The following is a 10,461-nucleotide window of genomic DNA, read 5'->3' as shown; positions in this document are numbered from 1 at the left end:
AAAGAAAAAAAAGCTTGAAGTCCGAAGACTCCAGCTTTTCTTAATAAACTGATGTATTTTCTTTTGACATATTTTCTAAAATTTCTTTAACACGTGCCAAGAATTGACCGCATACAAGACCGTCAAGAACTCGGTGATCTAGTGATAAGCAAAGGTTTACCATATCACGTGCAGCAATCATTCCGTTGTCCATAATTACAGGACGTTTAACGATTGACTCGACTTGCATAATGGCAGCTTGAGGATGATTGATAATCCCCATCGACTGAACAGAACCAAATGACCCCGTGTTATTAACCGTAAATGTTCCACCTTGCATATCAGCAGACTTCAATTTACCAGAACGTGCTTTAAGCGCAAGTTCGTTAACTTCTTTTCCGATTCCTTTTACTGATTTCTCATCAGAATTTTTGATAACCGGGACAAACAGTGCACTGTCAGAAGCTACAGCGATTGAAATATTAATATCTTTTTTCTGGATAATTTTATCTCCAGCCCACATTGAATTCATCATCGGGAATTCTTTTAAAGCTTGTGAAACAGCTTTGACGAAGAAAGCGAAATAGGTAATGTTAAAACCTTCTTTTTTCTTGAATTCGCCTTTAATGGAGTCACGGTACTGAACTAGATTTGTTACATCTACTTCAATCATCATCCATGCATGCGGAGCTTCATGTTTACTTTTCAGCATATTCGCCGCAATCGCTTTACGCACGCCAGAGACTGGAATTTCGATATCGCCAGGTGCGCTTTCAATTGGAGCAGAAGCAGCTTTTGGTGCAGCAGGAGCTGACGGTTGAGCAGCTGGTTGTTCTTGTTGTGTCGGAGCCGCTTGAGCTGCCGGAGCATCTCCAGCTTTTGGAATGTTGCCGCTGTCGATTAACTTCATCAAATCTTTACGCGTGATGCGGCCTTCGTTTCCTGAGCCTTCTACTTGCGTTAAATCAATGTCGTTGTCTTGAGCTAAACGCAACACAGCTGGTGAGTAACGTCCTTTTGCTCCAGCTGGTTTCACTGGTGCAGAAGAAGATTTTGGTTCTTCTTTTTTGTCAGCTGGCTTTTCTTCAGTTGCAGGTTTTGTTTCTTCGACTGGAGCAGCGCTTCCGCCTTCAGTCTCAATTGTACAAACGATTTCACCTACTGCTAGGGTTTCACCTTCTGAAGCAATCAATTCTTTAATGATTCCTGTGAAAGAAGATGGCACTTCCGCTGTTACTTTATCTGTATTGACTTCAGCAAGCGGGTCGTATTTATTGACATGGTCGCCTGGCTGGACGAGCCATTTTTCAATTGTTCCTTCAGTTACACTTTCGCCCAACTGAGGCATTTTAATATTTTCAATAGCCAAGGGATTTCCTCCTTTACTTGATCGAACGGTTATTTGGTAGAGAGCGTCTTATGCCCGTCGAATCTACATGGGCGCTTACGCTTTTCTTTTTAAAATTCAGCTAGTTCTCTCATTGCTTTTTCTACTTTGTCTGGGTTGATCATGAAGAATTTCTCCATAGTTGGTGCGTAAGCCATTGCTGGAATATCAGGTCCAGCTAGACGTTTAATAGGAGCGTCTAAGTCAAATAGGCAGTTTTCAGCAATAATCGCTGCTACTTCTCCGATGATGCTTCCTTCTTTATTGTCTTCTGTTACTAGCAACACTTTACCTGTTTTCTTGGCAGCTTCGATAATGCCTTCTTTATCCAATGGATAAATTGTGCGTAAATCTAAAACATGTGCAGAAATTCCATCTTCTGCTAAACGTTCTGCTGCTTGAAGTGCAAAGTGAACTGCTAAACCGTAAGTGATCACAGTAATATCTTCACCTTCGCGTTTAACGTCTGCTTTACCGATTTCGATTGTGTAATCTTCTTCTGGTACTTCACCTTTAATCAGGCGATATGCACGTTTATGTTCAAAGAACATTACTGGATCTTCATCGCGAATTGCCGCTTTTAACAAACCTTTTGCATCGTAAGGTGTAGACGGAATAACAATTTTCAATCCAGGTTGGTTCGCGAAAATCGCTTCTACCGACTGAGAATGATAAAGAGCGCCGTGAACACCGCCGCCAAATGGTGCGCGGAAAACAATTGGACAGGTCCAGTCGTTATTTGAACGGTAACGGATACGTGAAGCTTCAGAAATAATTTGGTTAATAGCAGGCATGATGAAATCCGCAAATTGCATTTCTGCAATTGGGCGTAAGCCATACATGGCTGCTCCAATTCCAACACCAGCAATTGCTGATTCCGCAAGTGGTGTGTCTAATACGCGATCTTCTCCGAATTGATCGTAAAGACCTTGAGTCGCTTTAAAAACTCCACCTTTTTTACCGACGTCTTCTCCGAGAACAAAGACGTTTTCGTCACGTTCCATTTCTTCTTTCATGGCAAGCGTGATGGCATCTATATAAGACATAATAGCCATTATTCGTCTCCTCCTTCTTCGGCATAGACATATTTCATCGCATGTTCTGGTTCTGCATACGGTGCTTCTTCTGCATAATCCGTTGCTTCATTGACAATTACCATAATGCGATCATTAATTTCTTTTTCTAATTCATCGTTCATCACACCGTTTTCTTTCAAATAAGCACCAAATGTCAAAATTGGATCTGTTGATTTTTGTGCTGCTAATTCGTCTGCTGAACGGTATTGACGGTGGTCATCATCTGAAGAGTGAGCAGTCATACGTTCAGAAACGGTTTCGATCAAGCTTGGACCTTCGCCGCGACGCGCACGATCAGCTGCTTCTTTAACATGCTTGTATACTTCAATTGGGTCGTTGCCGTCAATCGTCACACCTGGCATTCCGTAACCGATTGCACGGTCAGAAACGTTTTTACATGCTAGTTGACGTTCAACAGGTACTGAAATTGCGTATTTGTTGTTTTCAACCATAATAATAACTGGCAATTTATGTACACCAGCAAAGTTCATACCTTCGTGGAAATCGCCTTGGTTAGAAGAACCTTCACCAAGTGTTGTGAATGTAATGAAATCTTTTTTCTTCATTTTTCCTGCTAAAGCGACGCCTACTGCGTGTGGCAATTGTGTCGTAACAGGTGAAGATCCAGTTAAAATTCGGTTGCTTTTTTGACCAAAATGACCAGGCATTTGACGTCCACCTGAGTTCGGGTCTTCTGCTTTAGCAAAAGCTGATAGCATCAATTCTTTTGGCGTCATGCCAAAATGTAGAACGACACCGATATCACGGTAGTAAGGCGCGACATAATCTTTCGAGTTATCGAGTGCGAAGGCTGCGCCAACTTGTGCCGCTTCTTGACCTTGACAAGAAATTACGAAAGGAATTTTACCTGCACGGTTTAATAACCACATGCGTTCATCTACGCGACGAGCCATTAACATTGTTTCATACATTTTTAAAACATCTTCGTTAGTCAAACCAATTTCTTCGTGTTTTGTAGCCATTTTATTTCCTCCTTTAACTATGGATTGCTTTTCCGTCAACTGCTAATGCCGCTTCGCCCATTACTTCTGAAAGTGTCGGGTGCGGATGGATTGTTTCTGCGATTTCCCATGGAGTTGCGTCTAGTACCATTGCAAGACCAGCTTCAGAAATCATATCTGTTACGTGCGGACCAATCATATGCACGCCAAGAATATCGTTTGTTTCTTTGTCTGCAATGATTTTAACAAAACCGTCAGACTCTCCATATACTAATGCTTTACCGATCGCTTTAAAAGAAAACTTACCGACTTTAACATCGTGCCCTTTTTCTTTTGCTTGATCTTCAGTAATACCAACACTAGCTGCTTCTGGATTTGAATAAATGCAGCGTGACACTAAGTCATAATTCATGGCATGCGGATTATTGCCTTTAATATGTTCAACAGCCGTGATTCCTTCGTGTGAAGCAACGTGCGCCAATTGTAGGCCTCCAATGACATCACCGATTGCGTAAATATGAGATTCTTTCGTCTGGAATGACTTTTTCACTTGAATAAAGCCTTTTTCAACGATAATATCTGTATTTTCAATGCCAATATTTTCAACATTTGCTTGACGGCCTACAGAAACCAGCATTTTTTCAGCAGAAAAACTTTCATTTTTACCGTTGATTTCTGCTTGAATCGTTACACCATTTTCGCCTGTTTCCAAAGTATCCGCCATTACTTTTGCACTTGTTGCAAACTTAATGCCTTTTTTCTTCAAAAGTTTAAGCATTTCTTTAGAAATATCTTTGTCTTCTGTCGGAATAATGCGGTCTGCATATTCAATAACAGTTACGTCAACACCGAAATCATTAAGCATCGATGCCCATTCGATTCCGATAACGCCCCCACCAACAATTAAAATAGATTGTGGCAAAGTTTCCATTTTCAATGCTTCATCTGAAGTCATAACGAATTCTCCATCAATGGTTAAGCCTGGCAACGTGCGTGGGCGCGATCCTGTTGCAATAATAACATTGCTTGGAATCAACATTTCATTTTCTTCGCCGTTCTTCATTTCTACTGAAATGGTTCCAGCGTTTGGCGAGAAAATTGATGGTCCGAGAATTCTTCCGATGCCTTCATACACATCAATTTCCCCTTTTTTCATTAATCCTTGCACACCTGCATGTAATTGATCTACAATGCCTTGTTTACGCTGTTGGACACGTGAAAAATCCAACGTGACATCCCCAGTTTGAACGCCAAAATCAGCAGCGTGATTTTTTGTTGTTGAATATACTTCAGCACTTCGAAGTAAAGCTTTACTTGGAATACAGCCTCTATGTAAGCAGGTTCCACCTAGTTCACTTTTTTCGACGATTGCCGTTTTTAATCCGAGTTGCGCTGAGCGAATCGCTGCAACGTAACCGCCTGTTCCGCCACCTAAAATGACAACATCATAATTTTGAGCCATAGATTTATCCCCCTTTATCGATTTCATTGTTTAAAATGAATAACTCTTAACTTGTTCTTCTCCGTTCAACACTCTAGCTGCACCTTCTGCTAAAGCTTGAAGCTCATTTTCGCCGGGCTGGATTTCAATATCAGCAATCCAACTAACCCGTTCAGATATCGCTTCTACAAAGCTATTACCGTGAGCCAAGCCACCTGTTAAAATAATTGCATCCACTTGACCTTTTAAAACAGCACTAGCTGCTCCAATTTCTTTTGCAATTTGATAAGCCATTGCCTGATAAATTAACGCTGCTATTTTATCGCCTGCTAAAATTCGCTTTTCCACTTTAACAACATCATTTGTTTCAAGATACGCAACCAGTCCACTATTTTTGACTAGTTTTTTTAAAATTTCATGACGACTAAATTGTCCTGAAAAACATAATTCCACCAAATCGCCTGCCGGCACAGTTCCTGCTCGTTCAAGACTAAATGGACCATCACCATGTAAACCGTTATTGACATCAATCACACGGCCACTTTGATGTACACCAACTGTTATGCCAGAACCCATATGAGCGACAATTAAGTTGACATCTTCATATGAACAGCCAACTTTTTTGGCATAATGTCGTGCTACTGCTTTTTGATTGAGTGCATGGAAAATAGATTTTCGTTCAATCGATGAAAATCCCGAAATACGTGCAACCGGATCTAATTCATCCACAACGACTGGATCCACAATAAATGCAGGTATATTCAAAGCATCTGCAATTTCATGTGCAACAATACCACCTAAATTAGACGCATGCTGTCCGGAATAACCTACCCGCAAATCTTCTATCATTTCAGCATTTACTTCGTAAGTTCCACCTTCAATCGGACGCAATAAGCCCCCTCTACCACAAACCGCAGCTAAATTAGAAATATTCATGCCTTCTTCGTCTAAAGACTCTAAAATGGTGTTTTTTCTAAATAAATGCTGATCAGCAATGCTCGAAAATACGCTTAACTCATTCAAAGTATGCTGTATGGTTTTTTCCATAATCAAAAGATCGTTGTCAAAAACTCCAATTTTAGTCGAAGTGGAGGCCGGATTAATGACTAAGATACGATTTAATTGTCTTTGCACATCCTTCCCCCCTTTCGCTTTATTGATCGAGTTTGCAACCCATATTTCCGCTAGACAAAGCAAGAAGCCAGGCGTACTATGCCTGACTTCTTACAGAGGCCAAGCCGAGTACGGCTAAAGCGGCATGAAAAAGATTCCATATCGCGGTTTGGTCTTTTTTATCTTCTGCTTAAAATATTATGTTCGTTTCTTAAGAATTGAGATCTTGATTTGCGTACGCGTTCAATGCGTTCTTCAGCCATACGGTCTGCAGCGATATAACTTGGGATGTTATCGCGTTTAGCGATAGCAAAAATTTTCGTAATGCTGTCGTAAATTGTTTCAACGCGTTTCATCGCACGTTCGTTGTTGTATCCGTATAATTCATCAGCTACGTTAATAACACCGCCTGAGTTGATAACAAAGTCAGGTGCATAAACAATTCCGCGAGCTTCTAATTCATCGCCGTGACGTTGTTCTTTTAATTGGTTATTTGCAGATCCTGCAACAACTTTAACTTTCAATTGAGGAATTGTTACGTCGTTAATAATAGCGCCCATTGCACATGGTGCGAAAATATCCGCTTCTTGCGAATAAATATCATTTGGTGCAACTGCTGTCGCTCCAAATGCTTCTACTGCACGTTTTACTGCAGCTTCGTTAATGTCTGTGACGATTAATTTTGCGCCTTCTTTGTGAAGGTATTCGCAAAGTGGGTAAGCAACGTTACCAACACCTTGAACTGCTACAGTTTTGCCTTCTAGAGAATCATCGCCAAATGCTTCTAAAGCAGCAGCTTTCATCCCGATATAAGCGCCGTAAGCTGTTACTGGTGATGGGTTACCTGAAGAACCAAATGCCGGTGAAATTCCTGTAACGAAATCAGTTTCATCATGGATTAAATCCATATCAGCAACTGTTGTTCCAACATCTTCAGCAGTAATGTAACGACCATTTAATCCTTGGATAAAGCGACCAAATGCACGGAACATTTCTTCATTTTTGTCTTTTAGTGGATCTCCGATAATGACTGTTTTACCGCCACCTAGATTAAGACCTGCTGCAGCATTTTTATAAGTCATTCCGCGACCTAAACGAATCGCATCTTCAATTGCTTCTTCTTCTGTTGCATAATTCCACATACGCGTTCCGCCAAGTGCTGGCCCTAGAGTAGTATCGTGAATGCAAATGATTGCTTTAAGTCCTGAACTTTTATCTTGGCAAAATACTAATTGTTCGTAGTCGTGTTCTTCCATTTTTTTAAATATTTCCATTGTTAATTCCCCCTAATAATAATTCCTAATTTAGTGATGAATAAATGGCCAAAGCCAGTGAATACAATTTACTTTCGGCACTGTCAGCACGTGATGACAATACGATAGGCGCTTTTGCGCCTGTTACAATGCTGCCTACTTTGGCATTTGCAAAAAATACCAGTGATTTATACAAAATGTTGCCTGATTCAATAGATGGAACGAGCAGAATGTCGGCTTTTCCGGCATTTTTTCCTGCAATCCGTTTGTTTTTGGCTGCATCAATGGATATTGCATTGTCGAGAGCAAATGGTCCATCAACTACACAATTTTTGATTTGCCCGCGTTGATTCATGGCGGTAAGCGCTGCAGCATCAAGTGTTGCTTGCATATTCGGATTAATAACTTCCACCCCCGCTAAAGGAGCGACAATCGGATTTTCAATACCGATTGAACGAGCAATGTGAACAGCGTTTTCGATAATTTGAACTTTCTGAGATAAATCAGGACTGATATTCATTCCTGCATCTGTCACAAAAATGAGTCGATCAAATCCAGCTACTTCAAATGCAGCAACCTGGGACATAACTGAACCTGTCCGCAAGCCGTAATCTCGATTTAATACTGCTTTTAATAGCACAGCGGTTGCGAGTTGTCCCTTCATCAAGATATCGCTTTCTTTCTTGAATACGGAAATAACAGCTGCTTTAGCAGCAGATTCTTGACTGCTGACATGACAGAGCACAATATCTGGGTGATTGAGCAAATGAGGAAAATTTTTCTCTATCATGTTCGTCACTGCATTTTCATCGTCGTATAATCGAAAGTACGCCATTTTCCGTTCTACAGCCATACTAATTGCTTCGAGCACAAACAAATCAGCTGCTGCCGCAACTGCAACAGTATGATTTGTTCCGCTCGGGATATTTTCGATTAACTGCTTTAATGTGGCCAATGTTGCTCACCTCATTCTTCTTAATTAAAACAGAACTAAACGCCATATATAAGGGATGAAAGCGTTTTATTTTCAAATTAGGCCATGAAATATTGCAATTTATTGCAAAACCCTGCAAAATGTTGCAAAACCTCACATTAAACCATATTTCTCTAATTTGTAATACAAAGTTCTAAGCGAAATCTCTAATTGTTTAGCCGTTTTCGATTTATTGCCTCCTGCTTGCTTTAGCGCATGATGCAAAATCCCTCGCTCTACTGTATCCAATTGTTCTTGCAAAGGCATCGAAGACTGGATGAGCACTTCGTTTTTTGCTTCAGCCACTTTCAACATATTGAGTGGAATATGCTCTTCTGTTAACACTCGATCATTCATTTGCATAAAAATCATCGACCGGCTCAGAACATTCTCCAGTTCTCGGACATTTCCTGGCCAATCATAAACGCGTAAATATTGCAGTGCTTTGTCTGATATCGATTCAACGCTGCGACCATACTCTTGATTTAATTTTAATAAGAGGCGTTCAGTAATTCTTGGAATATCTTGTTTTCGATTACGCAAAGGGGGAATTAAAATCGGCATCCGGTTTAAGCGATAATAAAGATCTTCACGGAATTTCCCTTCGAGTAATGCTTTTTCCATATTGGCATTTGTCGAGGCAATAACCCGAACATTAACAGGAATTGGTTTACTGCCACCGATGCGCAAGGTTTCATGCTCCTGCAACACACGCAATAATTTGCTTTGAAGCATTGTTGACAATTCACCGATTTCATCTAAAAAAATACTGCCGTTGTTCGCTTCTTCAAATAAGCCACGCTTTTCTCCTGTTCTACTACCTGGAATCGTTCCTTCCTCGTAACCGAAAAGTTCACTATCTAGTAACTCTTCAGAAAGAGCAGCACAGTTAACGCGGACAAACTTATTGTATTTCCGCTCACTAGCACTATGAATAGCATGAGCAAACAATTCTTTACCCGTTCCTGATTCACCGCGCAGTAAAACTGTCACCAAAGTTTGGGCTGCAAGTTTGGCTTGTTGCAAAGATAATTGCATCTCTGAAGACAATCCGATAATGTCATCAAACGTATATTTGGATTCTAGTGTCCGAATAATGCTTCGTGCTCGGTCTAGTTCCTTCATTAAAGAGCGAATTTCTGTTGTATCATGAATAACTCCGACACTGCCTTTTAACTTGTTATCGACAATAATCGGCGCAACATTCACAATGACTTCTCGATTTGCTGGTCCAACTTTTAAGTTGACGCCCCGCACTGGCTTTCGAGTTTGCAATGCTTTTAAGTGCATACTCTCACCTTCAGAAATATCAGCTGAAGCTGGATGACCGATAACATCTTTCATCTGCAATCCAGTAATACGGGTATACGCCGGATTGACTAATAATCCATTACCTTTTTCATCAACTACTGATATGGCATCATCGCTCGATTGAATAATGGCCTCTAACATTGTCTGAATTTCTTTTAGGTCCGTGATTTCTTCTGCTAGTGCAACTACTTCAGTAATATCTTTAAATACCGCAAATGCTCCGATGGTTTTTCCATCGTCTCCAATCATTGGAAAGCGAGAAGTGACAATTCTCGAACCCTTTCTCAATTGCAATTCTTTATTTAATTCAACACGGCCGGTTTCATAAGTTCTTGGTAATTCACTTAATGATATAAACTCATGGATATGCTTGCCGATTGTTTCTTCAACAGTAACTTCTAACATTCTAGCGGCACTTTTGTTCATAAACGTAATATGACTTGTATTATCAATCCCAATCATGCCTTCTTCGATCGAGTTAAGTATTATCTTTTCTCTATGACTTTCTTTACTAAGACGACTGATAAAATGCTCTTTTTCTTCTAATAGCCTGACCAATACATTTGCAAGACTACCAGGTATAATAACCGTTTTTTCTAGGGTGTATTCCTTAAGCTCTTGATAGAGAAACTCACTTCCTGTGACGTTAAATACGATATCAATTTCTGTTTTGTTAAATTCCCGAAAATCGGTCGCAACGGAAATCCCATGAGATTGTGCAGTTTTAATTGCGGGTGCATCAAGTGTTAAATCGACAACACCTCGCACATGTAAATAATCTGATTCCAAGAGTGTGTTTAATATAGCTGACCCGCCAACTCCACCACCAACAATCAACACGTTTTGCATATTATTTCATCCTCTTTTCTGCAGTCATGCAAATAATTGCACTAATGTTTTAAGCGTACATCAGGAAGGTTTTCTTGACAACTTTAACCGAATTGGAAACAATAGATACAGAAGGAT

At 40.3% G+C, this 10,461-nt stretch carries 8 protein-coding genes; all 8 read right to left on the bottom strand.

The features are described from left to right. Positions 1 to 40 precede the first annotated feature (40 nt). The 8 genes from MLE13_RS05800 to MLE13_RS05765 all read right to left on the bottom strand — a co-directional run bounded on the left by MLE13_RS05800 (position 41) and on the right by MLE13_RS05765 (position 10,344). Positions 41 to 1,348, bottom strand: a complete 1,308-nt coding sequence (locus tag MLE13_RS05800; RefSeq protein ID WP_240748526.1) for a dihydrolipoamide acetyltransferase family protein — start codon at positions 1,346 to 1,348, stop codon at positions 41 to 43. A gap of 89 nt (positions 1,349 to 1,437) precedes the next feature. Then, entirely contained in the window at positions 1,438 to 2,421 is a 984-nt protein-coding gene (locus tag MLE13_RS05795; RefSeq protein ID WP_240748524.1) for an alpha-ketoacid dehydrogenase subunit beta, read from the bottom strand. Further along, positions 2,421 to 3,425 (bottom strand): thiamine pyrophosphate-dependent dehydrogenase E1 component subunit alpha, encoded by a 1,005-nt coding sequence (locus tag MLE13_RS05790; RefSeq protein WP_240748522.1) that lies wholly within the window; start codon positions 3,423 to 3,425, stop codon positions 2,421 to 2,423. Before MLE13_RS05790 ends, MLE13_RS05795 begins: the two co-directional genes overlap by 1 nt. A gap of 13 nt (positions 3,426 to 3,438) precedes the next feature. Continuing rightward, positions 3,439 to 4,866, bottom strand: a complete 1,428-nt coding sequence (gene lpdA, locus MLE13_RS05785) for a dihydrolipoyl dehydrogenase (RefSeq protein WP_240748520.1) — start codon at positions 4,864 to 4,866, stop codon at positions 3,439 to 3,441. 30 nt (positions 4,867 to 4,896) lie between these two features. Next, complete coding sequence (buk, locus tag MLE13_RS05780) at positions 4,897 to 5,979, bottom strand: butyrate kinase (RefSeq protein ID WP_240748518.1); 1,083 nt, start codon at positions 5,977 to 5,979, stop codon at positions 4,897 to 4,899. Between the two features lie 158 nt (positions 5,980 to 6,137). After that, positions 6,138 to 7,232 carry a Leu/Phe/Val dehydrogenase gene (locus MLE13_RS05775; RefSeq protein WP_008499064.1) on the bottom strand — a complete coding sequence of 365 codons (1,095 nt, stop codon included), beginning with the start codon at positions 7,230 to 7,232 and terminating at the stop codon, positions 6,138 to 6,140. A 25-nt stretch (positions 7,233 to 7,257) separates the two neighbouring features. Then, the gene (gene yqiS, locus MLE13_RS05770; RefSeq protein ID WP_240748516.1) at positions 7,258 to 8,166 is read right to left on the bottom strand and encodes a phosphate butyryltransferase; all 909 of its coding nucleotides are present in this window, start codon (positions 8,164 to 8,166) and stop codon (positions 7,258 to 7,260) included. Positions 8,167 to 8,298: 132 nt separating this feature from the next. After that, positions 8,299 to 10,344, bottom strand: coding sequence for a sigma-54 interaction domain-containing protein (locus tag MLE13_RS05765; protein WP_240748515.1), 2,046 nt, complete (start codon positions 10,342 to 10,344; stop codon positions 8,299 to 8,301). Positions 10,345 to 10,461: the final 117 nt, after the last annotated feature.

The organism is Planococcus halocryophilus, from assembly GCF_022489025.1.
In the GTDB taxonomy this organism is placed as follows: domain Bacteria; phylum Bacillota; class Bacilli; order Bacillales_A; family Planococcaceae; genus Planococcus; species Planococcus halocryophilus_A.
This window is presented reverse-complemented; position numbering and strand designations above follow the sequence as displayed.

What these genes read in the sequence shown, in the direction of transcription:
- MLE13_RS05795 (WP_240748524.1), bottom strand. Translation starts at nt 2,421, where the DNA reads ATGGCTATTATGTCTTATATAGATGCCATCACGCTTGCCATGAAAGAA.
- MLE13_RS05790 (WP_240748522.1), bottom strand. Translation starts at nt 3,425, where the DNA reads ATGGCTACAAAACACGAAGAAATTGGTTTGACTAACGAAGATGTTTTA.
- lpdA (WP_240748520.1), bottom strand. Translation starts at nt 4,866, where the DNA reads ATGGCTCAAAATTATGATGTTGTCATTTTAGGTGGCGGAACAGGCGGT.
- MLE13_RS05775 (WP_008499064.1), bottom strand. Translation starts at nt 7,232, where the DNA reads ATGGAAATATTTAAAAAAATGGAAGAACACGACTACGAACAATTAGTA.
- MLE13_RS05765 (WP_240748515.1), bottom strand. Translation starts at nt 10,344, where the DNA reads ATGCAAAACGTGTTGATTGTTGGTGGTGGAGTTGGCGGGTCAGCTATA.